At 62.1% G+C, this 24,259-nt stretch carries 22 protein-coding genes; 8 read left to right on the plus strand and 14 right to left on the minus strand.

Going from position 1 to position 24,259, the window contains the following annotated elements; translation table 11 throughout:
* Positions 1-14: 14 nt before the first annotated feature.
* The 3 genes from EJ079_RS17925 to EJ079_RS17935 all read right to left on the minus strand — a co-directional run bounded on the left by EJ079_RS17925 (position 15) and on the right by EJ079_RS17935 (position 1,215).
* Positions 15-341 (minus strand): hypothetical protein, encoded by a 327-nt coding sequence (locus EJ079_RS17925; RefSeq protein ID WP_127809671.1) that lies wholly within the window; start codon positions 339-341, stop codon positions 15-17.
* A gap of 69 nt (positions 342-410) precedes the next feature.
* On the minus strand, positions 411-665 hold the full coding sequence (locus EJ079_RS17930; protein WP_127809672.1) for a DUF982 domain-containing protein: 255 nt from the start codon (positions 663-665) through the stop codon (positions 411-413).
* A 151-nt stretch (positions 666-816) separates the two neighbouring features.
* Positions 817-1,215, minus strand: coding sequence for a GNAT family N-acetyltransferase (locus EJ079_RS17935; RefSeq protein ID WP_245481690.1), 399 nt, complete (start codon positions 1,213-1,215; stop codon positions 817-819).
* A gap of 267 nt (positions 1,216-1,482) precedes the next feature.
* Between EJ079_RS17935 and EJ079_RS17940 the strand changes: the two genes are divergently transcribed.
* The gene (locus EJ079_RS17940) at positions 1,483-1,680 is read left to right on the plus strand and encodes a hypothetical protein (protein ID WP_127268256.1); all 198 of its coding nucleotides are present in this window, start codon (positions 1,483-1,485) and stop codon (positions 1,678-1,680) included.
* A 135-nt stretch (positions 1,681-1,815) separates the two neighbouring features.
* On the opposite strand, the gene EJ079_RS17945 is transcribed toward EJ079_RS17940, so the two are convergent.
* Positions 1,816-2,334 carry a ferritin-like domain-containing protein gene (locus tag EJ079_RS17945; RefSeq protein ID WP_127268257.1) on the minus strand — a complete coding sequence of 173 codons (519 nt, stop codon included), beginning with the start codon at positions 2,332-2,334 and terminating at the stop codon, positions 1,816-1,818.
* A 419-nt stretch (positions 2,335-2,753) separates the two neighbouring features.
* Between EJ079_RS17945 and EJ079_RS17950 the strand changes: the two genes are divergently transcribed.
* The gene (locus EJ079_RS17950; RefSeq protein WP_127380972.1) at positions 2,754-4,316 is read left to right on the plus strand and encodes a GMC family oxidoreductase N-terminal domain-containing protein; all 1,563 of its coding nucleotides are present in this window, start codon (positions 2,754-2,756) and stop codon (positions 4,314-4,316) included.
* A 42-nt stretch (positions 4,317-4,358) separates the two neighbouring features.
* On the opposite strand, the gene EJ079_RS17955 is transcribed toward EJ079_RS17950, so the two are convergent.
* From EJ079_RS17955 to EJ079_RS17990, 8 genes are all read right to left on the minus strand, one after another.
* Complete coding sequence (locus EJ079_RS17955; RefSeq protein WP_245481691.1) at positions 4,359-5,888, minus strand: aldehyde dehydrogenase family protein; 1,530 nt, start codon at positions 5,886-5,888, stop codon at positions 4,359-4,361.
* Complete coding sequence (locus tag EJ079_RS17960; RefSeq protein ID WP_127271522.1) at positions 5,885-6,691, minus strand: creatininase family protein; 807 nt, start codon at positions 6,689-6,691, stop codon at positions 5,885-5,887. Before EJ079_RS17960 ends, EJ079_RS17955 begins: the two co-directional genes overlap by 4 nt.
* Complete coding sequence (locus tag EJ079_RS17965; RefSeq protein WP_023809451.1) at positions 6,688-7,662, minus strand: ABC transporter permease; 975 nt, start codon at positions 7,660-7,662, stop codon at positions 6,688-6,690. Before EJ079_RS17965 ends, EJ079_RS17960 begins: the two co-directional genes overlap by 4 nt.
* Before the next feature lie 10 nt (positions 7,663-7,672).
* Positions 7,673-8,695: a Gfo/Idh/MocA family oxidoreductase gene (locus tag EJ079_RS17970; protein ID WP_127809674.1), complete on the minus strand. Its 1,023-nt coding sequence runs from the start codon at positions 8,693-8,695 to the stop codon at positions 7,673-7,675.
* 10 nt (positions 8,696-8,705) lie between these two features.
* Positions 8,706-11,249, minus strand: coding sequence for an ATP-binding cassette domain-containing protein (locus tag EJ079_RS17975; RefSeq protein ID WP_127809675.1), 2,544 nt, complete (start codon positions 11,247-11,249; stop codon positions 8,706-8,708).
* Between the two features lie 115 nt (positions 11,250-11,364).
* Positions 11,365-12,384, minus strand: coding sequence for a sugar ABC transporter substrate-binding protein (locus tag EJ079_RS17980; protein ID WP_013530435.1), 1,020 nt, complete (start codon positions 12,382-12,384; stop codon positions 11,365-11,367).
* A gap of 158 nt (positions 12,385-12,542) precedes the next feature.
* Positions 12,543-13,481, minus strand: a complete 939-nt coding sequence (locus EJ079_RS17985) for a threonine/serine dehydratase (protein WP_127396151.1) — start codon at positions 13,479-13,481, stop codon at positions 12,543-12,545.
* The gene (locus EJ079_RS17990; protein WP_245481692.1) at positions 13,471-14,574 is read right to left on the minus strand and encodes a succinylglutamate desuccinylase/aspartoacylase family protein; all 1,104 of its coding nucleotides are present in this window, start codon (positions 14,572-14,574) and stop codon (positions 13,471-13,473) included. Before EJ079_RS17990 ends, EJ079_RS17985 begins: the two co-directional genes overlap by 11 nt.
* 94 nt (positions 14,575-14,668) lie before the next feature.
* Between EJ079_RS17990 and EJ079_RS17995 the strand changes: the two genes are divergently transcribed.
* The 6 genes from EJ079_RS17995 to EJ079_RS18020 all read left to right on the plus strand — a co-directional run bounded on the left by EJ079_RS17995 (position 14,669) and on the right by EJ079_RS18020 (position 21,088).
* Positions 14,669-15,454 (plus strand): IclR family transcriptional regulator, encoded by a 786-nt coding sequence (locus EJ079_RS17995; RefSeq protein WP_127267085.1) that lies wholly within the window; start codon positions 14,669-14,671, stop codon positions 15,452-15,454.
* Between the two features lie 129 nt (positions 15,455-15,583).
* Positions 15,584-16,333: a GntR family transcriptional regulator gene (locus tag EJ079_RS18000; protein ID WP_127326625.1), complete on the plus strand. Its 750-nt coding sequence runs from the start codon at positions 15,584-15,586 to the stop codon at positions 16,331-16,333.
* A 68-nt stretch (positions 16,334-16,401) separates the two neighbouring features.
* Positions 16,402-17,964 carry a putative N-acetylmannosamine-6-phosphate 2-epimerase gene (locus EJ079_RS18005; RefSeq protein WP_127396150.1) on the plus strand — a complete coding sequence of 521 codons (1,563 nt, stop codon included), beginning with the start codon at positions 16,402-16,404 and terminating at the stop codon, positions 17,962-17,964.
* 81 nt (positions 17,965-18,045) lie between these two features.
* Complete coding sequence (locus tag EJ079_RS18010; protein WP_245481693.1) at positions 18,046-19,341, plus strand: sugar ABC transporter substrate-binding protein; 1,296 nt, start codon at positions 18,046-18,048, stop codon at positions 19,339-19,341.
* A gap of 56 nt (positions 19,342-19,397) precedes the next feature.
* Positions 19,398-20,264: a sugar ABC transporter permease gene (locus EJ079_RS18015; RefSeq protein ID WP_127809677.1), complete on the plus strand. Its 867-nt coding sequence runs from the start codon at positions 19,398-19,400 to the stop codon at positions 20,262-20,264.
* Between the two features lie 2 nt (positions 20,265-20,266).
* Complete coding sequence (locus tag EJ079_RS18020; RefSeq protein ID WP_127809678.1) at positions 20,267-21,088, plus strand: carbohydrate ABC transporter permease; 822 nt, start codon at positions 20,267-20,269, stop codon at positions 21,086-21,088.
* On the opposite strand, the gene EJ079_RS18025 is transcribed toward EJ079_RS18020, so the two are convergent.
* Together EJ079_RS18025 and EJ079_RS18030 are read right to left on the minus strand one after the other, a co-directional pair.
* A complete protein-coding gene (locus tag EJ079_RS18025; RefSeq protein ID WP_245481694.1) occupies positions 21,085-22,212 on the minus strand; it encodes an NAD(P)/FAD-dependent oxidoreductase in 1,128 nt (375 codons plus the stop codon). The genes EJ079_RS18020 and EJ079_RS18025 overlap by 4 nt on opposite strands.
* 403 nt (positions 22,213-22,615) lie before the next feature.
* Positions 22,616-24,226, minus strand: coding sequence for a GMC family oxidoreductase N-terminal domain-containing protein (locus EJ079_RS18030; RefSeq protein ID WP_127809679.1), 1,611 nt, complete (start codon positions 24,224-24,226; stop codon positions 22,616-22,618).
* Positions 24,227-24,259 lie beyond the last annotated feature (33 nt).

Raw genomic sequence — 24,259 nt, forward strand, 5'->3', positions numbered from 1 at the left:
CGTCGGGATCATTCTCAGCGCAGCATGCTTGCCGTCAGGAAAACCACGGCTGCTATCAAAACGACAGCTGCAATTACCAACACCGGCCAGTTGCCGCCGGGCCGCAGTTCCGGCTCGCCTTCGACCGGGCGCATGGCATTGGCAAAGCTGGCATCGTTTTCGAAATTTGGGCGAGTGCGCGGCGGACTTGTCCCAGCGACCGGATTTTGCGTGTCCGCGGCTTCGGCGTCTGTCTCAAGCGGGGCAATGGCGGGATCGAACCCCGGCGTTTTGTCCTGCGTTGCTCCTGCCTGCACTTCGCTTCTGGCCGCGGCAGGCGTGGGACTTGAAACCTTGATCATGATTTCTCCCTTTCGAACCAATCTCGGCAGAGTCGCACTTGCAGGCACCGGCGAGGCGACCCACCACGGTCAGACTTGCTCGCTCAGCAGAATCTTGGCGTCCTTGGCCGCAACGATGAACGCCTGTCGTGCGGTCTTTGTAGGCTTTTCGCCTCGCATGACGGCAAGGCACGCTCTGATCGCGGCAAGACGCCTCTCGGATGTCGGCTTTGGCCAGTCCCGCAGCAGCACTTCGGCTGCGTCCGACACCGAAACCACAACCCTGTCGCGGTCTATCCGGCCAGGTTGAATGATAATCGGCTTTCTGAAATGTCCAGTACGCACATTGCCTCTCCGGCGGGATGCACTCTATTCGACACGTCGCTGCAAGACTGCGCGTCGCGACGCGTTTAACTCCGCACTCGTCGATTTGTTCCAGAGCATCTGGCGTTTGAAACAACTAGCCGATGGCCATCCGTGCGCCCTGTCCCAAGACTTACAGCAGATCTTTCCGAAGGAAGACTCGGGCATGTCCAGGGATCCCGAATTCGACTTTGCCGAATTCCTCGAACCCGTGCTGCATGTAGAATAGCGGCGCCTGGAAACTGCTCGTCTCCACGACGGCCTTCTTGCAGCCCCGCCGGATGGCTTCTTCCTCGATCGTCGTGAGAAGTTGTGAGCCAAAGGATTGGCCACGCAACTGCTCAGGCAGGAAGAACATGTCGAGAAACAGGAGCCCAAGCTCCGTCCTGCCCCAAAGCCCGCCCCAGGTCTTTCCTGACTGGTCGCGAAGCTCCGCTCCGATATCAGCTCGGTCGTCGATCCCGGTCTGTGCGATGTTGTATCGATAGAGCGCTGCGGCGGACTGCGCTCTTTCATCGTCGCTATAGGTCAAAGTGGTTGTAAATCTCTCGGATCGGAATGACATGCATTTTCCTCCTGGTGGGCACAGGCATGAGATCCGCCGGCAACGTCGGTCACGGCCAAGATGAACTCGTTGCCAACGCCAGAAATAAATCCGGCATCCATCTCGGGCGCCTTCGAACGCCGTGGGCTTTGTCTGATGGTCTTCACAAAATATTACGTGAGGGAACGTTCGCGCCTGACTCGTCTTAGGCAATCGAGGCGGTTGTCGCCTCGCGGATTGTGAAGGAGAAGAACAATGCCTAATCAAGGTGGTAGCCACGAACAGCACGTGAAGGCAGGCCAGCAGAGCCACAAGAACGCCGACAACAAAAACCGTCAGCAACAGCAGGCCTCTGGTGGTGGTCAACGGCAGCAGGGCGATGGATCCGGCATGCGTGGTGGAACCCACGAACAGCATGTGAAAGCTGGCGAACAAAGCCACAAAAACCGCTGATCGCGTGTGATTTCAGCAGACCCACCCCGAAGTATCGGGGTGGGTCTGATTGCATCTGAAGGGTACCGACGAAGAGGGCGCGAGGCCGGGTCGCGAAGTCGCCCGGCGGCTTGGCGCCGGCGCGACGACGCCCAGTCAGGCAGCTTGCTGCAGGGCGCGCTCATTGACACCGCCTTCGCCCAGCCCGGAAAGCGCTTCGTCCGTCGCGACCTCCTCTTTCAATGTCTCGTTGAGGAGCTTGACCACGTCGCTCTTGCCAAGCTGTTCAGCCCACGCGACCAACGTGCCATAACGCGCGATTTCATAGTGCTCGACGGCCTGTGCCGCGCCGACCAGTCCTGCATCCAGCGCCGGGTCACCCTTGTATTCGTCGAGAATTTCCGACCCTTCCTCAAGAATGCCGTCGATCGCCGGACAGGTCTTGCCGCGGGCCGGTTTGTCCATAAGTTCGAACACTTGCTCGAGCCGATCGACCTGGCCTTCGGTTTCCATGCGATGTTTCTCAAAGGCCGCGGCCACCTCCTCGGATTCGGCGCCCTTTGCCATCTTCGGCAAGGCTTTGAGTATTTTCTTTTCAGCGTAGTAAATGTCCTTCAGCCCATCGAGGAACAAAGCCTCCAGTCCTTTTGTCGTCGCTCTTTTTGCAGTCGCCATGATTTGTCTCCCTTGGATTGTCATGAAAGCTCACCGGCGGTGTAGCCATGGACTAACTTTCCATGGAAGCAGTTGTTCCCTGGGCGCGACTCGGAAGGGGCAGCACGCCAAATACCGCTTTTGTCGAGAGCCGATCGCTATCAAAAGGCGATGGACGATGACGGTGTGAGAATCGCCGGCAGTGACGGAGAGCACCGGGGTTCGTCGCGCCATATGGAGTAGATGGGAGTTCATATACGAAATCATATTTACATATAAAACAAATCATGATGATCTTGCAGTCGTGCAGCGCGGCTAAGGTGGTTGGCTCCGGCGTACATCGCTGAGCCTGAATGCCAGCAGATGATCGTGCGCAAATGAAATCAACATGATGTCGCGGTCGAGTCAGCCGTGCATTGATCGGATGTAGGGAGTGCGGCATGCCCTTTGATGTCATCGTTATCGGAGCCGGCGCAGCCGGAGCTGTTCTTGCTGCCCGGCTAACCGAAGATGCTGCCACGAACGTGCTTTTGCTGGAAGCGGGGCCGGACTACCGGAGCGGCGAGCAACCTGCCGAGATGGCGAGCCCAAATCCCTTCAACCTGCTTCTTCCCGACCATTTTCAGCAACAATACATGTATCCCGACCTGATGGCTCGTCGCACGAAGCGGCAGGAACACCGGGTCTACTGGCGCGGCAAGGGGCTTGGCGGTTCGACGGCCGTCAATGGGCAGATTGCCATTCGCGGTGTGCTCCATGCATTCGACCGCTGGGAGGAAATCGGATGCAAGGGCTGGTCGGGAGCCGACGTGCTGCCCTTCTTCTGCCGCCTGGAGGATGACCCGATCGCGGCCAATTTTCACGGCAGCGGCGGCCCGATTCCGATCTACCGCGCGCCTGTCGAAAGCTGGGGCAGCGTCGACAAGGCCATGCGCCAAAGCGCGATGGCTCTCGGCCATCCCTGGCATGACGATCTCAATGCTCCGGATGCCGAAGGGGCTTGCACCTATCCCATCAACAGTCGAGCCGGCAAGCGCGTGTCGGTCAATGACGGCTATCTGGAAGCTGCCCGCGACCGGCCGAACCTTACCATCATCGGGCAGGCGACGGTGGACAAGGTGCTTTTCGATGGCAGGAAAGCGATCGGCGTTTTGGCCATCGTGGCCGGGCTAGTTCGCAAATTCGAGGCGCCGCTGGTCATCGTCTCGGCCGGCGCCATCCACTCTCCGGTCATCCTGCAGCGCTCGGGCATCGGTCCTGCGGCTCTCTTGAAACGAAAGGACATCGAGGTGCTTGCCGACCTGCCGGTCGGCGAAGGTTTCTTCGACCATCCTTATTGCCGCATCGAACTGAAGCTGAAGCCGGGATTCAAGGCGACCGATGTCGACGCGCGGCATACCAACTGCTGTGTGCGGATGAGTTCGGGCGTGCCGGGCGCTGAGCGCGACGACATTCTCTACGTCGCCATGAACCATGGCGGCATCGGCGTGGAGTCCGACAGCGCCCAGTTCGGCGAGGCGATGGTCAATCTGATCCTGATGGAGGCCAAGAGCCGCGGCACCGTGCAACTGCGTTCCGCCAACCCTTTCGACCAGCCGCTCGTGGAAGAGAACATGCTGGACGATCCAATGGATCTCCAGCGCATGCGTATCGCCTATCGCCACCTTGGCGAGATTGCCCGGCAGGCGCCGATCCAGGCGATCGCCGAGCGCGTCCTGCTGGGGGATTCCGATCTGCCTTTGTCATGGCTCGAAACGGCAAGCGACGAGGAGGTCGACAATTTCCTGCTGGCGCAGTCTTCCGATGCGCAGCATGGGATCGGAGGCTGTTGCATGGGAAGGCCCGGCGAGGCCGTGGTCGATCCGGAATGCCGGGTCTACGGTTTGGAAGGACTGCGGGTTATCGATGCGTCGATCATGCCGCTCGATTGCCAGGCAAACACCAATCTCACCTCGATCATGATTGGCGAGAAAATGGCCGACAGCCTGCGCCGGTCCACCTGACAGCTCGAGGGCAAGCCCGCGCACAAGGCGCGGGCCTTGGAGTCAGCGGGTGATATCCACGGTAATCGTCTTCAGGTCGCACATTTCCATCAGCGTGTGCCGACCCCCGGTGCGGCCGAGGCCGCTCTGCGTCCCGGCGGCGCCGCCGGCAGGAATATGCGGCTCCCAATAACAGCTCATCTCGTTGATGTTGACGATGCCGACCTTCAGGCTTTCAGCAAAGGCAAAGGCGTTCTTGATGGTGCTGGTGAAGACCGCGGCCGACAGGCCGTAGGGGCTGGACGCCGCAAGTTCCATCGCCTCCTCATCGGTCTCGAAGATCAGCACGGGTGCGATCGGCCCGAAGGATTCCTCGACATTGAGCAGGCTTTCCCGGGTCAGTCCTGTGACGATCGACGGCTCGAAATAGAGATTGGTGGCAAAACCCGACGCCACATTGCCGCCGGTGACGATCTCGGCGCCACGCGCGCGGGCGTCCGCGATGTGGCTGAGTACCTTGTCGACGGCCACCGCATTGTTGATCGGACCCATCGTCGTCGCGGGATCGAAAGGGTCGCCCATTTTCACCTGCGCGGCCGCTTTCACGAGACCTTCTATGAAACGGTCATGGACGGATTTATGCACCAGCACGCGTTCGGTGGCCGTGCAGATCTGCCCGGCATTGGCAAAGCAGCCGGCCCCGACCTGGGCGGCGGCCATGTCGATATCGGCATCGGCCAGCACGATGGTCGGACCGTTGCCGCCCATTTCGAGCAGAAGCGGCTTGCCCGCTCCACGCCGGGCGATCGTCGCGCCTGTGACAGAACTGCCGGTGAAGCCGATGGCATGGGTGCCCGGATGAACGACCGCCTCGTCGCCCACCTCCGCACCGTCACCCAGAACGAGATTGATGGCGCCGTCCGGCAGGCCCGCCTCGATGAAGCATTCGACAAGTGCCGTGGCAATCAGCGACGTCGTCGGCGCCGGCACCCAGACGACGGTGTTGCCCGTTGCGATGGCCGGTCCGAGATAATAGAGGCAGGGCAGGGCGAGCGGGAAATTCCAAGGTGTGATGATGGCAAAGACACCCTTCGGCTGCAGGAAGCTGAAGGCGCGCTTGTTGGCATCGGCAAGCGGAAACGCCGCCGTCTCCAGCCACTTCATCTGCTCTGCCGCATTGCGGAAACCGAGAGCTGCCGCCGATGCTTCGGCCTTTGCCTCGCTGTGGAAGGGTTTACCCTGTTCCAGGCAGAGCAGGCGCGCGAGTTCCTCGGCGCGCCTGTCGATCGCGTCGGCGATGCGCATGCACAGTTGAGCGCGTGCGAAGGTTCCCATCTTGCGCATGGCCTCGCGTGCGCCTTCGGCGGCTTTCACCGCGCGGCCGACATCGGCGCGGGTGGAAAGTGAGAGATAGCCGAGGTGCTCGCCCGTCGACGGACTGTCGATTTTCAGGAACTTGCCGGAGCTGCCGGCAATCCACTCGCCGCCGATACGGTTGATGCCGATGCGGGCGGCTGCTTCCGGCTCCGAGACGATCGCCATGCCGCGCAGGTTGGGGCCTTCGAGAGAAGATTTGAAATGGACTGTCATCATGCGTTCCTTTGGCCGAATTCGGATTGGATGTTCAAAATGGCGGCGCGGCTGCGTTCCACGGCTGCGATGAAAAGTCTGCTGCCGGCCTCCGCGCCCGCCTGCGACGGCGTACCGATGACGCCGTTGCCGCGGATGGCTTCGAAACGGCGCCAGACGGTGACGGCCGGCGCGGCGTAAAGGTGAGGATCCGGCCAGGATGGCGGGGTGCCGCCCGGCGGGATGAGATCGCGGCGAACGCTGTCGCCAAGCACATGCATCATCAACGAGGTTTCAAGCGCGCAAGCGTGACCGGTGCCTGTAGCGGCATCGGGCAGGGCCTCCGCCGCCACGTCGGCGATGAGATCGAAATACGAGAAACCCGCGGTGACGATGCCACGCTGGCCAAGGGTGGTGATCGCCACCTGGATCGCGGCGCGGTTTCCGCCATGGCCGTTCAGCATGACCGGCAGGAAGCCGTCTTCGGCAAGGCAGGTGCAGAGATCGACGAGAACGGCGATGAAGGTCTGCGGGCTGAGGCTCATGGTGCCGGAGAAGGAGCGATGATGCTCGGACGAGCCATAGGCGAAAGGTTCGGCGACACGCATGGAGGCCTGTCCTTCCGCCGCGGCGAGCGCAACCGCTTCCGCAAGCCAGCAATCGACGCCGAGCGGCAGATGGGGGCCATGTTGCTCGACAGCGCCGAGCGGCAGAATGACGACGGGTTTATGCACGCCGGCTGTCGCGTGTCTTTCCGTATCCGGCGAGGTCATCAGCGCAAAGCTGGACCCAGGCGGGATCGGCAATGCCGGAACTGGCTCGCTCATCGTGCTGCCTCGACAAGCCGGGCCTTGGCGTAGGTCATGCCGGAATCGGCCAGGAGAGCGACCATGATGATTGCCCCCTTGTAGAGTTCGAGGCTGGACGGGTCCGTGCCGAACACCCGAAGCGCCGTCGTCAGCAGGCTGACGATCAGGGCGCCGACGACCGCGCCCCACACCGTTCCCCGTCCGCCGAAGATACTGGTGCCGCCGAGCACGGCAGCGGCGATCGCGTCCAGAAGCAGCGAGGTACCACCGATATTGGGCGTCACGACAGGCACCCGGCTGATCATGATCACAGCCGTCAGGAAGACGAAGATACTGGAGGCGCAATAGACGAGGATCGTGTGTTTCGTCACCGGGATGCCGGCAAGTTCCGCGGCCCCGGCATCCGACCCGAGCGCATAGGTACGCAGCCCGAAACGGCTGTGCCGCATCAGGATTGCTGCTACGGCGACGATCAGCAGTGTTGCGAAGATGACATTGGGAATGCCGAAGCTGCGCTCGATGCCGACCGCGCGAAGCGTCGGATCCTTCAGCATCAGGACGCCTTTGGAGGCAACCGCAAGCGTTGCGCCCTGCAGCGCGACCATTGTGGCCAGTGTCGTCACGAAGGGCGGTATCTTCAACAATGCGATAACGGCGCCGTTCGCGAGGCCGATCACCACCATCACGGCAAAGCCGACGAGCAGGGCAAGCGGCAGGCCGGCGCCGCCGTCGATCAGGCTGGCGATGAAGACGGCGCAGAAGGCGACGCCGACGCCGGCGGACAGGTCGATGCCCGCCGTCAGCAGAACGATCAGAGCCCCAAGCGCCAGGATGGCGATCGGGGTCGCCTGGGCGACGATGTTGATGAGGCTGGCGGTTGAAACGATGCGGGCGTCGATGAGCGCGAAGATCGCCAGCAGGATGACCAGCAGGATCAACGGCGAGAGGTCGAGAAAGCGCCTGCACCAGATGTTCTGTTGGCGGGTCATGAGGATCCTCTCATCGGATGTGCCAATCTTCGACCGGTTCGCGCAGGCCTGATTTGACGCTGCGCAGGATGGCATCATTGACGGCGACGGCGCGCAGGGCGTCGCCGACCGGCATCACGAAAGGGGTGTCGTCGCGAACCGCCGAAATGAAATGGTGGACCTCCTCGAAGAGATCCCCGGTGATACGGCCATTGACGGTCGGCCAGTGCAGGGCGTCGGGTTGCGACCACTGTCCACGCGACAGGATGCGTAGACCGTGGTCGCGCACGTCGAGGTCGATCATGCCTTCCGTGCCGATGATTTCCGTGCGTGCCCAGATGCCGGTCGGAACGGTCGGTGGCAGCGTCCAGCCGAAATAGAGCTGTCCGCTCATTCCGTTCGACAGCTCGACGGTGGAGAAGATCGCGTCTTCGGAGCGAACCCCGAGCGAAGGCATGAGCTTGGCGACGGGCCGAGAGTAGACGGCGATGATGTCCGAACCTGAGATCCATTGCAGCGCATCGACGTCGTGCACGCCGAGGTAGAAGCAGACGCTCGAGTTTCCGTTCATGCGAAGACCGACTTCGCGATTGGTGAAACGGCCGCTGCTGCCGTGGATCGGCTCGCCGATCCGCCCGGATTTCACCGCTGCCGCGGCCTCGCAATAGCGCGGGTCGAACCGCAGGATGTGGCCGACCAACAGGCGCGCGCCGTTTCTCTCCGCCGCTCTGGCAATCGCCTTGGCAGCGGAAAGATCGTGAGCCATCGGTTTTTCGAGCAGCACCGGCTTGCCGGCATCGAGCAGCGTGCGGCAGACGTCTTCATGCAGCGCGTCGGGTGCCGCCACGATATAGGCGTCGGCGGCATTGGCGGCCAGCGCGGTGGCGGCATCGCGGAAATGCCGGGCACCGAAATCCGACGCGGCCTTGCTCCCCGTGGCAGCATTCGGATCAACGAATGCCGACAGTTCCGCGACAGGGCTCGCGGCAACCACCTGCGCATGCAGGAGACCCATGTAGCCGGCACCGACGATGGCGATCTTCAGCTTGCTCAAAGGGTTCTCCTTACAGGCATGGTGCAAGGTTGGATGCTGGCCGGGGTGCGCAGGCTGGTGGCGTGATCGTGCGATCACCGAAGGCCAGCGTCATCACGTCTTCTTCCGTCGCCCCACGAGCCAGCGTGCCGACAGAGTGGCCTTCGCGCATGACGACGATGCGGTCGGCAACGCCGAGAACCTCGGGCAACTCGCTCGACACCATGAGGATCGCCGCGCCCTCGGCCTTCAATCTTGCGATCAGGTGATGGAGTTCGGACTTCGCGCCGACGTCGACGCCCCGTGTCGGCTCGTCGAGCAGGATGATCTTCGGTTTGGTGGCAAGCCATTTGCCGATGACGACCTTCTGCTGATTGCCGCCCGAAAGCTCGATGGTCATTTTGTCGGGCTGGGCCGGCCGCACGCCGAGTGAGCCGATGAGATCGCGGGCGAGTGCCAGGATGCGGCGAGGTCTCAGCAGGCCGAAGTGACTGTTGTCGCGAATCCAGGCGAGGGACAGGTTGTCCCTGATCGACATCGTGCCGACGAATCCTTCCAGGTGCCGGTCTTCCGGTATGTAGACGATGCCGGCGCGATTGGCGGCCTTGGTGTCGCCGCCGGTCTGCTGCCCGCCGAAAATTCTGAGCGTGCCGCCATGCATGGTCTCGAGGCCGGCAATCAGCCTGAGCACCTCGGAGCGGCCGCTTCCCATCAGGCCGGCGAGCGCGACGATTTCGCCCCTGCACACGCTGAGCGTGGCCGACTTCAAGAGCTTGCCATCGGAGATGTTGCTGATTTCGATCGCGGTTTCGCCGACTTGCGCTTCGAGATAGGGGAAGATGTCGCCGACATCGCGCCCGACCATCATCGAGACGATCTCGGCCTCGCTGGTCTGGCGGGTCTGGCGCTCGCCGATGAAGCGCCCGTCACGCAGAACGACGACGCGGTCGCACTGGCTGAAGATCTCTTCCATCTTGTGCGAGATGTAGAGGATGCCGGCGCCGCGAGCTCTCAGCCTGTCGATCAGGTCGTAGAGCTGGTCGCGCTCGCGGTTGGAGAGCGCGCTGGTCGGCTCGTCCATGATGAAGAACCAGGCATCGGACAGAACGGCACGGGCAATTTCCACCATCTGCCGGTGCCCGACGGAAAGTGTTCGCAGCTCCGCGCCAATGTCGATATCGAGCGACAGCTCGTCCATGATGGATTTTGCATCGCGCCGCATCCGAGCCCGGTCGAGAAATCCCAGGCGGGTATGCGGTTCGCGGCCGATGAAGAGATTCTCGGCCACCGTCAGGTCCGGCGAAAGGCTGAAATGCTGATGGATGACGCTGATGCCCCTGGCGTCGCTGGGGGAGTGGAACTGGACGGCGTTGCCGTCGATGATGATCTCACCCTCGTCCGGGCGATGCAGACCGGAAATGCACTTCACCAGCGTCGATTTCCCGGCCCCGTTCTCGCCGGCAAGTCCCACCACCTCACCGGCCGAGACGGCAAAGCTGACACCGTCGAGTGCTTTGACGCCCGGAAAAGACTTGCCAAGCCCGCGCAAGGCGATGCTGTGTTTGCCGACCGGTGTTGCGGCGATGTTGCGGGGCGACGGGGTGGACTTGCGGCCACCGGTCTTGAACAGGGCGGCGACACTCTCCGGCTGGCTGGTAAGAACGGCCACCAGAATGAGGCTCGCGGTCACGAAATAGATCAGGATCTGCGGCACCTGCAGGAAGGACAGGCCGGTGTTGATGACGCCCAGCAGCAGCGCCCCGATCGCCGTTCCCCAGATGGAGCCCTGGCCGCCGGACAGTTTCGTGCCGCCGATGATCGCGGCTGTAATGGCTGTAAATTCGAGCCCGGTGCCGGCAAGCGGCTGTGCCGAACCGAGACGACCGATGGTGAGTATCGCGCCGAGCCCGGCCGTCGCACCGGCAATCAGGTAGACGGAGATGCGCACGAGGTCGACGGGAACCAGTGAGGCCCGCGCCGCGCCCGCATTGCCGCCGACCGCATAGATCCAGCGTCCGTAGACCGTACGATTGAGCACGAACCACCAGAGGCCCAGGCAGATGGCGGCGATGATGACGGAGACCGGCAGGAGGCCGATCGTCTCGCGTCCCGCGAAAAGCAGGACCGGATCGGCGACCGCGATGCTGGATGCGCCGGAGAGGCTGAGCGCCAGGCCGCGCGCAAACGCCATGGTGGCGAGCGTTGCGATGAATGGGGAGATGCCGGCAAAGCCGATCAACGTTCCATTGAGCAGACCGATTGCGGCACCGCCACCGATCGCGGCGAGAAGGCTCAAGCTCGCCGAGCCGGTTGCCGTGTAGGCAAGACCCGCGGCGATGCCGGAACAGGCAAGATTGCTGCCGACGGAAATATCAATGCCGCGCGCGATGATCACGGCCGTCATGGCAAAAGAGATGAGGGCGATGACCGCACTCTGCTGCGCGATGCTGACAAGATTGCCGGTCGACAGAAAACGCGGATCGATCCAGCCGAAGACGGCGATGGCGACCAGCAGCACCGCGATGAGAACCGGTTCGTTGCGCCGCAGTAACGGAGAGGTCCAGGACTGGAACATGGGTCGGTCCTCTTATCGAGCATCATGCGCGGTCACCACGGAGCGGCGACGGCGATCGTCAGGAAAAGGGGACGCCGGATGATACGTCATCCGGCGCTTGAGCCGCTCTAGGCTGTTACTTTGCCAGGGTCATGGCGGTCGCCGGAACCTTGGGACCGAGTTGCTCGGTATAGTTCTTGGCTTCCACCGCCTCTTTGTCGGTGTTGATGTATTCGAAGGTGAGGCCATCCGCCTTGAGCTTCGCGGCCGTCGCATCCGAGGTCACGAAATAGGTCGGCATGTAGAGATCCTGCGGCAGCTTTTCGCCGTTGGCCAGACGAGCGGCAACGGCGATGTTCCAGTAGCCGACACGATAGGCGCCGGTCAGCACGTCCATCACCATCTTGCCGTCGTCGATCAGCGGCTTCATCTCGGCGTCGCCGTCATAGCCGCCGTAGAGCAACTGAGTTCCCATCGAGCTGGCAACGGAATCGGCGGCCAGGCAAAGGCTGTCGGAGATGCAGCCGATGGCCTTCAGATCCGGATAGGTGGTGAGCCAGGTCTGGGCGGCATTGGTTGCCTTGGCTGCGTCCCAGCCGGTCGGCTCGATGCCGACAACCTTGATGTCCGGAAACTCCTTTTTCAGGGTTTCGACAAAGCCTTTTTCGCGCGTGTCGGACACGAAGTTGCCACGCGAACCGACGAGCAGGGCGACTTCGCCCTTGCCGCCAAGCGACTTGCCGAGCGCGCGGGCAACCATCGACATGTTGTCGTAGTCCGGATAGAGCGTCGAGTAGTTCGAGCCGGCCTCGACCTTGTTGCCCATGGTGATCACCGGAATGCCGGCGGCGGTGGCTTTCTGGATGACCGGAATGACCGCGTTCTTGTCGATCGGATCGATCAGGATCGCGCTGACGCCCTGATTGATGAAATTCTCGATGATGCTGACCTGTTTTTCCAGACTGCCCTCGGCGCTCTGCCAGGTGGATTTCACCCCATAGTCGGCAGCAGCCACGTCGCCCGCTTCCTTCATGCGGACGAAGAAGGAGTTCTGCAGGTCGATTGCCGCAAGCCCCAAAACCTTTTCCGCGGCAAGCGAGGGCGTCGCGATGGCGAGTGCGAGCAGAGCAATGGATGCTTTCAGGGAAATGCGCATGTATCAGTTCTCCTCTTGTTGCGACAGGACGATTCTTCGCCTCTTTTTCATGTCCCGCACGACGACCGTCCCAGTGACAGGCATTCCGGCGGTATTTCGCGGCACTCGTGCCGTATCCATGTCAGGGCCGCGTCTGCGTGGACCGGCCTTGCTCAACCTCAGCCATTCAGGCCCTCGACACCGGCGCCACAGACAAGCCCGGCGATGCGAGCGCCGCGCGGTGGCTTGAAAGCGCCGCTCATCAAGGCGGCCAGCGATGCCGCGCCGCTGAGGTCGGCGGCGATGCCGAATTCGAACCAGAGCAATTCAGCGGCCTTCTGCATGTCCGCATCCTCGACAAGGACGATGTCGTCGACGTGCTTGGCGACGATCTCGTAGATGCTTTCGTCCGTGCGGCCGCAGGCCATGGTCGCCACCTTCGTCGTTATCTCGGGCAAGCGAACCACACGGCCGGCAGCCAGGGAGGCGTGAAGGGTCGGTGAACCGGTCGGCTCGACACCGATGATCCTGGCTTCGGGTTTGACGTGCTTCAGGGCTTCGGACATGCCGCTGATGAGCCCGCCACCGCCGATCGCGACGATATAGATGTCGGCATCGGGCATCTGATCGACCATCTCCAGCGCCACGGTTCCCTGACCGGACACGATCTGCGCATCGGCGAAGGGATGCATGTAGAAGGCGCCGCTCGCCTTTGCCTCGGCCAATGCCGCCTCATGCGCTTCATCCCAGACATTGCCTTCGAAGCGAACGTCAGCCCCCCATTTGCGCAGCTTTTCCGCCTTCAGCGGGCTTGCATTGTTCGGCAGGTAGATGGTGGCGGGAACGCCGGCCCGGGCAGCCACATAGGCGGTGGCCAGGCCGTGATTGCCACCGGATGCGGCGATCAGTCCGTTTTCGATCCGGCTTGGCTCGAGCGTTTTCACCCGGTTCGTGGCGCCCCTGATCTTGAAGGAGCCGCTCACCTGGAGGCATTCGAGTTTCAAATAGACATCATTTTGAAGGTTTGCCCCCGTGGCATGGTCGAGCTTGACGACCGGGGTGCGCCGTATGAAGGGGGCAATGCGCCGGGCAGCCGCTTCGATGTCCTTATGGCCCATCGGTCAGTGCCTCCGGATATTCGTTGGCAAGCACGAAACAGCAATTCCCCGGGCGCACGCGGCCGGGCTGACGCTTGGCGAAAACGATACCGTCGATGGGGTGAAGGAGATCGATGGGCGCGCGTGACGGCGTGTGGAGGAAGTGAATGCGTCCGGCAAGGTCGCCCTTGCTGACGGCACTGCCGAGCGGGCTCAAGGGCTCGAAGACACCGTCCTCCTCGGAAAGCAGATAGCCTTCGCTTCCGGGAACCTTGAGCACGCGTGCGTTGGCGCCAGGGGCGATGTCAGGCGCGCCCGTCAGAACGCCTGCATGTTTCAGCACATTGCGGATGCCCCTGCGGCAGATGGCCAGCGCATCCGGACTGACAAGGCCGCCGCCGGCCATCTCACTGCCGATGACGATCAGCCCCTGGTGGTTGGCGGACGCGGTCGAGGTCCGGGTTTCACCGAGATTGTCGACCATGACAACGGTCGGCGCCCCGAAGGCGAGCGTCGCCTTGATGTTCTTGCGATGCCCTTGCGCGGTCGGGGAGGGCTCGATGATCGCGCTCGGCAGGATCATCAGGGACGAACCGCCGGAATGGAGATCCAGGAAGTAGTCGGCCATCGGAAACAGGACGTCATGCACGTAAGCCGCGATCTGGCTTGTCAGCGTGCCGTTGAAATCGCCCGGGAAACTGCGGTTGAAATTCAACCCGTCGACCGGGGAGGTGCGGGTGCCGGCCTCGACGGCCCGAATGTTGATGGCCGGAATCGCAATGATGCGTCCGGCAATATCCCGTGGATCGATCTCGCGCAGAAGCTCGCCGAGCGCGATCGGCCCCTCATATTCGTCGCCGTGGTTGCCACCCTCGATCAGGACCGTCGGACCGTCACCGTTCTTGATGACGGCGAGCGGAACGCGGACCGTGCCCCAGGCATCGTCGTGCGGCGATTGAGGCACATGGAAGAAACCGATCTGCTTGCCCTCGCGATCGAAATCGACCGACGTGTAAACACTGTTGTTCCGGGGAATGATGGTTGCGCGCACAGTGTTTGCAGGTCTCTGGACGGTCATCGGGTCGGCCTCGAAATTCATTGTCCCCGTCATCATGTCAGTTTTATATATGGTGTCAAGTTTGGATATAAAACCAATGGCAATTCCGATTTCTTGTCTCTATCGTGCGGGACCACCGGGGATTCTTCGAATGGCAGATGATGCAAAAGAGAGTGGCAAACCGACCTATTCGGCCCCGGCGCTGACCAAGGGTCTGGATGTCCTGGAACTGCTGGCGGAGGCGCGGGCGCCCCTGACGATGAAGGAGATCGCGGAAGGCCTCGGCCGTTCGAAGAATGAGATTTTCCGGATGCTGATCGCGCTGCAGGAGCGTCAATATATCGAGCGCAACGCCGAGACCGACGCCTATTCGTTGACCGACAAGCTTTTCAAGCTGGGGCTGCACACGCCGAGCGCTCAGGATCTCATGTCCGCCGCCATGCCCGAGCTGACGCAGATTGCCGGGGACTCAAATCAGTCGCCGCACCTGGTCGTCTTCAATCATGGCTTGACCGTCGTGACCGCGGCCGCTCCCGGCGGCGAGGACATGGCGTTCACGCTGCGCCTCGGCTACGGCCGCCTGGCCACCGACGCGACCTCCGGCCATGTGATACTTGCCTTCCAGTCACCAAAGGTCGCAGCGCGGATGATCGATGAATGTGCGGCGCATTCACCGGCGCCGCTGGATCGTGACGCGCTGGAAAAGCAGCTTCGTACCATCCGCGCGGACGGCTACTGGATGCGCGAGAGCCGTGACTTCGTCGGCATCACCGATATCTGCTGTCCGGTCATCGGGCCGGACGGCAGTGCCGTCGCCTCCATCATCGTCGCCTATATCAATCGCCATACGCGTGAAAGCCGCCATGCCTATACTCTGGAGGTCCTGCGGGCTGCCTGCGATCGCATCTCCATGAAGCTGTCACCGAGGGTTCGCTAAGGGATCGTGATGCGCTGAGGGCGCGGCGAAGCACCGTCCGCTGGCCGTTTGCACCGGATTGATAATACCAGTATAGGTCCAGTCAGGAATGTTTTGATCCTGGGTGCTTCTCGCGCGGGAGGAAGGGCAATGACAACCGTGAACCTGATCGGGCTTGTCAGTCGGGAAATGGAAGCGACAGCGTCCGATGTGCCGCTTTACAGACGGTTGAAATCGGCGATCGAGGCGGCGATCCGCTCCAACGCGTTGAAAGCCGGCGCGGTTCTGCCAGGCGAGCGGGTTCTGGCGGAAGCCCTGTCGATCTCGCGAGTCACTGTGAGAAAGGCCCTGGCGCTGCTCGAAGAGGAAGGGCAGCTCAATCGCCGGCACGGTTCCAAAACCGAGATCGGGTCGCGGGTCGAGAAATCGCTTTCGACGCTGACGAGCTTTTCGGAGGACATTCTGGCGCGCGGCCTGAAGCCTGGATGTCTATGGCTTTCCAAGCAGATAAGCCGTCCATCCCCGGCCGAAATGATGGCCCTGGGTATTGCGGGCAATACCAATGTGGTTCGCATGCGTCGTGTGAGGACGGCCGATGGCGCGCCGATCGCCGTCGAGGTCTCGGCCGTGCCGGTTCGCTTCCTTCCTTCGCCCGAGATGGTTCAGGATTCCCTTTATGAAGCGCTTGATGCACGCGGCTTCCTGCCTCAGAGGGCAATCCAGCGCATGCGCTCGCGCGGCGCGTCGCTGGAGGATGCAAAGCACCTTCATTGTGACGCGGGCGCACCGCTGCTGATGACCGAGCGCCGCTGCTTTCTCGCCGACGGACAGATCGTGGAATACTGCGAGACACGCTACAAAGGCGACGTCTACGATTTCGTCTTCGAGCTGCAAAGATAATACCAGTTATGAACTGGTTGTAATCTGGTATTTTCCATTTATCGTGATGGCGACAAGGGAGTGCCGACGTGCAGCGGGAAGACATCGCCAACAGTCTCATCGTGTCCTGCCAGCCGGTTCCCGGCGGCCCGATGGACAGTGCGCAATTCGTGACGGGCTTTGCCAGGGCCGCTGTTGAAGCCGGAGCCAAGGCCCTCCGCATCGAATCCGTGCCCTATGTCGCGGCCGCCCGCCTGGCCGTCCGCGTGCCGATCATCGGTATCGTCAAGCGCGATCTCACCGACAGCCCCGTGCGCATCACACCCTATCCGGCCGATGTCGAGGCCCTGGCCGAGGCGGGCGCCGATATCATCGCTTTCGATGCGACGGAGCGTGTCCGTCCCGTTCCTGTCGAAGCGCTTGTGAAAGCCGTCAAGGCCAGGAACAAGCTGACCATGGCCGATTGCTCTTGCCTTGACGATGCGCGCCGGGCCCTTGCCGCGGGTGTCGATTTCGTCGGCACGACGCTTTCCGGCTATGTCGGCGGGCCGGAGCCGCAGGATCCGGATATCGCCCTCATCGCTGAAATGCGAACCCTGACCCCCTACGTCATTGCCGAAGGGCGTATCCGGTCGCCTGAGCAGGCGGCTGCCGCCGCGCGCGCCGGCGCCTGTGCCGTGGTTGTCGGCTCGGCGATCACCCGTACCGAGCACGTCACCTCATGGTTCCACCAGGCGCTTTCCGACGCCTATGCGGCGAGGGGCGCGCAAACCGCCCTTGGCACAAGTGTCCTGGGCCCAACCGTTCTGGGCCCATCCGTCCTGGGCATCGACATCGGGGGAACCAAGACGATGGCCGCGCTGGTCAACGATGGCACGGTGGTCGAGGACATGATCGTGCCGACTGCGCGAGAGGCTGGACCCGAGGCCTGGCTTGCGTCCTTGGCGCAAAGTACGTCGGCCTGGTCGAGCCGCTTCAGCCGCATCGGCATTGCGGTGACCGGACTGGTGCAGGATGGACGCTGGTCGGCATTGAATCCGGCAACCCTTGGCATTCCCGACGGCTACCCGCTGGTCGAAAGAGCATCCGCTGTTTTCGGCAAGCCGGTCTGTGCGTTCAACGATGCCCAGGCGGCTGCCTGGGGCGAATACAAATTCGGCGCCGGGCAAGGTCGCGACATCGTCTTTCTGACCATCTCTACCGGAATTGGCGGCGGCATCGTTTGCAACGGCCGATTGCTGTCCGGTCTAGCCGGTCACTTCGGTCTGATCCGTGGTCTGTCTGAAGACCGGGCTCCGCTCGAAGACAGCACGTCCGGCCGCTGGATCGCTTCGGAGGCCCTCAAGGCCGGTTCCAAGGCGGACGCCGCCGATGTGTTCGGACACGCGCTGAAGGGCGAGGACTGGGCCGGCGCCATCGTCTCGCGAAGCGCCTCGCGGGTCGCGGCGCTGTGCCGGGACATTCAGATGATGTTCGATCCGAAATTGATCGTCATCGGTGGCAGCATCGGTCTTGCAGAAGGCTATCTCGACCGGGTGCGCGCACATCTGAGCGAGGTCCCGCCGCGCCTTTCCCCCCATCTCGTGGCGGCGAAGCTCGGAGGCCACGCCGGCGTCATCGGTGTTGCCGATCTTGCCGAATGGGCAAGGTAACGGCGCCCCGGTCGTGTCATGCAAAAATCATCAAAAAAGAAGGGAACGATCATGAAATTGAGCAGGACATCTTTTGCGCTTATGGCCACCCTCCTTGCGGGGACGGCTTTGCCGACCTTTGCCAACGCAACCGTGACCGTGCTCGGCTGGCCTGGCGGCTCCGAGGAAACCGCACTGCGGGCAACCGTGGAAACCTACAACAAGCAGGCCAGCGATGCCGACAAGGTGGAACTGCTGTTCTTCAACCGGGAAGGCTTTTACGACAAGCTGCAGGCTGACATGGCGGCCGGATCCAGTGCCTTCGACGTGAACCTCGTCGCCACCTACTCGCTCGGTCGCTACGCGCCCTATATGGAGCCGGTCGATCTTGGCGCGGACGCGGCCAAGATTTTCGGCGAATCCGTTCTCAAGACGATGCAGTTCGACGGCAAGCAATACGGCGTCCCGACAGACCTTTCGTTGCACTTCATGTACCACCGCAAGGATCTCATCGACGCCTTGATCAGGGATGACGCCGCCAGGAAGACCTATGGTGAAATCGCCCGGAAATATCTCGGCAAGCCCCTGCAGCCGAAAGACCCGGATAGCTGGACCTGGGACGACTGGGCGGCCACCGCCCTCTATTTCACCAAGCAGGTGAACCCCGACAGCCCGGTGCGTTATGGCACGGTCCTGCAGATGAAGAACCTGCTGTTCAACATGATGGTCTTCCAGTCCCTGCCGCGTTCCTACGGCGGCGACTGGATGGACAAGGACGGCAATGTCACGGTGGATTCCGATGCCTACAAGACCGGCCTCGAACTCTACAAGAAGCTCTATGATGCCGGTTCTTCGCCCAAGGATTCGCTGAGCTACGAATATGCGGAAACCAACGCGGCCTTCGCATCCGGCCAGGCCGCGACGGCGCTGCAGTGGAATGCCGCGGCGGCGGATCTGACCAGCACCGAAAAATCCCCGGCCGTCGCCGAGGTGACCGGGATCGTCGCGCCACCGGCAGGTCCCGACGGACGCGCCGATCACATCCACGGCCTTGGTTTGGGCCTTAACAAGAACGCCAAGAACAAGGAAGGCGCCGTCAAGTTCCTGAAGTGGCTCGCCACCGAGGATGCGGCCTTGCTCTATGCGCGCAGCGGCGGTTCGCCGGCATTGTCTCCCGATGTCGTCGCCAAGGTTGCGAAGGAACGTCCCGACCTCGTCAAGCTCGGCGAATTCGCCAGCAAGTACGGCTATGTCATGACCGGAGCGACGTCCGCGAGTGCGCTCCCGGTCTATGAGCTGCAGGCAAAGGAGTTCACCGGCTACTGGTCCGGCCAGCAGAGCCTCGAGGATGCGCTCGCCCACACCAAGGCGGGCATGCAGGACCTTCTGAAGAAATAAATTATTGGCCGGATGCCGGGCCGAGGCCCGGTATCCGGCGCGTTTGGCGGATCGACATGGCCCTTGTGACACGTGCCGAAGGCAGGATGTATCTGACGCCGCTGGTCGGCTTCTTGCTTCTGTTCCTCGGCTTTCCGGCGATCGTCAATCTGATCTATTCCGTTTCGACCGTCACATTCGAGACCTTGCGCAGTCCGGTGTTGAGCGGTTTCGGTAACTATGTCGCGGTGTTGAACGACCGCGAATTCTGGAGCTCGGCCTGGTTCTCGCTGCGCTTCGGTATTCTTACCGCATCGGCGGAATGTCTGATCGGCCTTTTCCTTGCCATCTTCCTGGCGCCGCTTCTGAGCAAGCGTCCAGTCCTGATGGCGCCGTTGATGCTGCCGCTGATGGTCGCACCGGCCATGGTCGGTCTCATGTACCGGCTGGTGCTGCATGAATTCGCGGGCCCCGTCCCCTACTATCTCTTCGAATGGTTTGGCGACAGCCCGGCCTTCCTCGACATCAACAATGCCTTCCGCACCCTTGTCGTCGTGGAGACGCTACAATGGACGCCTTTCGCCTTCCTGCTCTTCTACATGGCCTATTCGGCCATACCGCTCGACGTGCGCGAAGCCTCCTCGCTCGATGGCGCATCACCGTTTGAGATCGTCCGCTGGATCGATCTGCCCTTGATGAAGCCGACGCTGGTCATCGCGTTTTTCATCCGTTTCATCGACGGTTTCCGGGTGTTCGACAATGTCTATGCGCTGACCGGCAGTGGCGCTGGCGGTTCAACGACGTCCTTGTCGATCTACATCTATCAGGCCTTCTTCAAGGAAGGGGCTATCGGCAAGGCGGTCGCCGCTTCGGTTATCCTGTTCCTGGCGTCGTTCATCGTTCTCCACGGCCTTAACCGGCTTGCCGGCCGCAGGAAGCGTTGACGATGGTCAGGGCACTGCGCTGGATCGTTTTTGCCATCGCCGTGCTGGCGATGAATTTCCCCATTATCGTGACGCTGATCACATCGCTCAAAAGCCAGCGCGAGCTTTCGACGAACCCCGGTTTGTGGATCAGCCAACCGACGCTCGACAACTATCTGGAGGTTCTGACGCAGACCAGCCGCTTCAACATCTATGCCTACCTGCTGAACAGCACCGTGGCGGCGCTGATCGGAACCGGCCTTGCGATCGTGCTCGCGTTCCCGGCTGCCTATGCGATCGCGCGTAGCGAGGCGGGAAAGCGCTTGGTCCTGCCGATCGTCATCAATCTTCGCGCCGTGCCGCTGATCATCTTCGCGATCCCGCTTTACATGATGTACCAGTGGCTGGGCCTGCTCGATACGCGGATCGGGCTCGGGCTCATCCTGACCATCGTCAACGCGCCGCTTGCGCTCGTCATCCTGGTGAACGCGATTTCAGATGTACCGGTCGAACTCGACGAGGCGGCGAAAGTCGATGGCGCAAGTTCCTTGCAGGTGATGATGATGATCGTCCGGCCCGTCATCCGACCGGCGCTGGTCACGACCCTCATCTTCGGCTTCATCACCGCCTGGAACGAATTCCTCTTCGGCCTCATGCTGACAACCAGCCGTGCCGTCCCGATGACGGTCGGCGCATCGTTTTTTTTCGCCGCAAGCGGCGGCGGCGTAAAATGGGGAACCGCTTCCGCGGTCATGATGCTGGGCGCCTTGCCGCCGGCCTTGCTGGGTCTTGTGATGTATCGGCAGATATCAGGATCCATGACCGCTGGAGCGGTCAAAGGCTAAAGCAAGACGAAGTTCGTCGTTCTGACTAGTTGGGCAACCCTATCCGACAGGGCGAGCGCACTTGTCAGGCCAGGTGACTCGATTCCGAAAAGACTGATCAGCCGTCCGGACTGATCTGCCAGAATGTCGAAATCGCCGAACTGCAACCCGTTCGTTTTAGGCCGCAGCCCGCAATAGCTCGGCTCCAGTTCCCCGTCCCTCAGCCCCGGCCAATAGCGTCGGATGGCCGCGTAAAATGGTGTGGCCCGAGTTGCGTCGACCGCGTAGCCGACCTCATCGACGGGCTCGACGTCCGGCCCGAAACGAACCGATCCGGCCATATCCAGCGTCAGGTGAACTCCGAGGCCGCCTGGTTCCGGAACCGGATAAACAAGATGGTTGAAGGACGGGCGGCGTCCAAGCGCAAAGTAATTGCCTTTGACGTAGGTGACATCTGGGATTTTGCCGCCATGCCCGCCCGCAAGGCTCCGGGCAACCAGATGGGCTAACAATCCGGCCGCATTGATGACCAGATTTGCGGCGATCCTATAGCCTTCCATATCGCCGCCAAACTGGAGCTCGCAGCCCGTTTCGGCGACGCTGCCGCCGAGAACCGGCGCGCGAAACGCAAAGGTGGCACCGGCATTCTCGGCATCGCCCTGTAGCCCCAGCATCAGCGCGCGGCTGTCGACGATCCCCGTGCTTGGGGACAAAAGCGCGCCGGCAACCTCCAGTTCAGGCTCAAGCCGTTCCACATCCGCGCGGCTGAGCATCTCCAGGTCCGCAACACCATCGTCCGCAGCCTTGGTCCGGATCCCCTCCAGGATCGGCAATTCCGCGTCGCTGGTAGCGACGATCAGCTTGCCGATGCGTTGGTGCGGAATCCCGCGCGCTTCGCAATAGCGGTAAAGCGCGTTCTTTCCTTCGACGCATAGCTGCGCTTTCAGGCTGCCCTTAGGATAGTAGATGCCGGCATGGATGACCTCGCTGTTGCGGCTCGACGTGCCCAGCCCGGGGCTGTCCTCGGCCTCCACGACAAGAACTTCGCGTCCCTCGAGCGCCAGCCGCCGCGCAATCGCCAGGCCGACGACGCCGGCGCCGATGACGATGCAATCGACTTTCTCGTCGGGGACCCCCATCGTCATTCGCCAGCCCCTGGGGCACAATGCAGGACGTGCAAGCAGGCCTCACCAGAATTCCGGCCCGCCGAAAGCACCACAAGCATGACATGTCACTCCATCGGCCGTTTCTGTCCGAGCGTGCAACGAAATAAGCACCGCGATTGCGGCAAATACCATAATGTTGGTGATCGACGAAGCGCATAGAGCTCCGGCTTGACGCCATAGCGCAGTGCGCTCCAGGCGACCGATGGCATGGTAGGCGTGGCGCCGGGTAGAACGAGATATTCGGGCCATTGAGCGACAGCACGAAGGCTACGATCAGGCTGCCAAATAAGCCCGACCATGCAGGAATGCGTCATCGCCATCGATTATCGAGGCACGCCGAGGAAGGCCGCTGCACGCCTTTCCTGGAGGTGCGCTACAGAAACTATCCCCGGCCCAGGATCATCTCCGCTGCCCGCTGCCCGATCATCATGCTGGGGGCATTGGTGTTGCCGCCGATCAGCTTCGGCATCACGGACGCATCCGCGACCCGCAAGCCACCGATGCCGCGCACCTTGAGCGTTGCCGGGTCGACGACGGCCATCGCGTCGGTCCCCATCTTGCACGTCCCCACCGGATGATAGACGGTGAGCGCTTCGGCACGCAGATAGGCGAGGATCTCGTCATCGCTGCGAACATCCTTGCCCGGCAGCATCTCCGTCCCCCTGATCGGGTCGAACTCGGATGCGGCAAAGATTTGACGCGCGATCTTGATGCCTTCGACCAACACCCTGGCGTCCTCGTCGCTCGAGAAGAAGCGATGATCGATCAGCACATCCCGGTTCGATGCCTGGCCTGACAGTTTGAGTTCGCCGACGCTTTTGGGCCTGAGCACGCAGGTGTGGATTGCGTAGCCATGGCCGTACTCCACCAGCCTGCCGCGATGGCTGCGATAGCCGGGCACGAAGTGGAACTGGATGTCGGGAATGCCGTTCGCATACTTCGTCCGGGCAAAGCCGCCGGCTTCGACGTAGTTGGTGGTGAGCATGCCCTTGCGGCCGGCAAAATACCGGAAGGGCGCAGCCAGCACGCGGGGCAAGTTGGGCAGCGACAGGCCGAGCGTCTTCGTGCTCGAGGAGCGGACCGTGATCATGCCGTCGATATGGTCCTGAAGGTTCTTGCCCACGCCCGGCAGATCGACAACCGGCTTTATACCGATCGCCTGCAGCTCGGCGGCTGCGCCGATGCCGGACGCCAGCAAGATCTTCGGTGAATTGATCGCCCCGGCCGAAAGCACGATTTCGCGGCGGGCCGACAGCGTCTTCTGCTCGCCCTTGTACCGCACCCGTACCCCTGTCGCGCGCCCCTCGGCTATATCGAGGTCGATCACTTCGCATTCGCTGAGGATTGTGAGATTCTTGCGATCGAGCACCGGGCGCATGAAGGCGGTGAAACTGCTGAAGCGCTGGCCGCGATCCTGGGTGACATTGTAGATGCCGAGGCCGAACTGGCTTTCGGCATTGAAGTCGCTGTTGGCCGGAAGACCGGCATTGTTGCCGGCCTTGACGAACATCGACGACAGCACATTCGGATCGCGCGGCTTGTCGACCAGCAGTTCCCCGCCTGTACCGTGGTAGTGCGGGTCCTGGCCAAGCAGGTTGCGCTCGAGCTTCTTGAAGACGGGAAGCACGTCGCTGAATGCCCAGCCTGCGCAGCCGAGTCGCGACCACTCGTCATAGTCCTGCGCGGCGCCCCTGATGTAGACCATCGAGTTGATGGAACTGGAGCCGCCCAGCGCCTTGCCGCGATTGACCGGAATCCTGCGGCCGTTGAGGTTGGGCTGAGGCACGCCGACATAGCAGTAGTCATAGTTCGGATTGCCGTAGAGCGAGAGGATGCCGGCAGGCACCTTGACCCGCAGCCCGCTATCGCTGCCGCCGGCTTCGATCAGGCACACTTTGTGGGACGGGTTGGCGCTCAGGCGATTGGCAAGGACACAACCGGCCGAGCCTGCGCCGATGACGATATAATCGTAGTCAAGATTTTCGGTCTGCATGGCCAGCCCCTTTGAGAATGGAGATGCCGGGGC

The organism is Mesorhizobium sp. M7A.F.Ce.TU.012.03.2.1 (genome assembly GCF_004006095.1).
GTDB lineage: Bacteria > Pseudomonadota > Alphaproteobacteria > Rhizobiales > Rhizobiaceae > Mesorhizobium.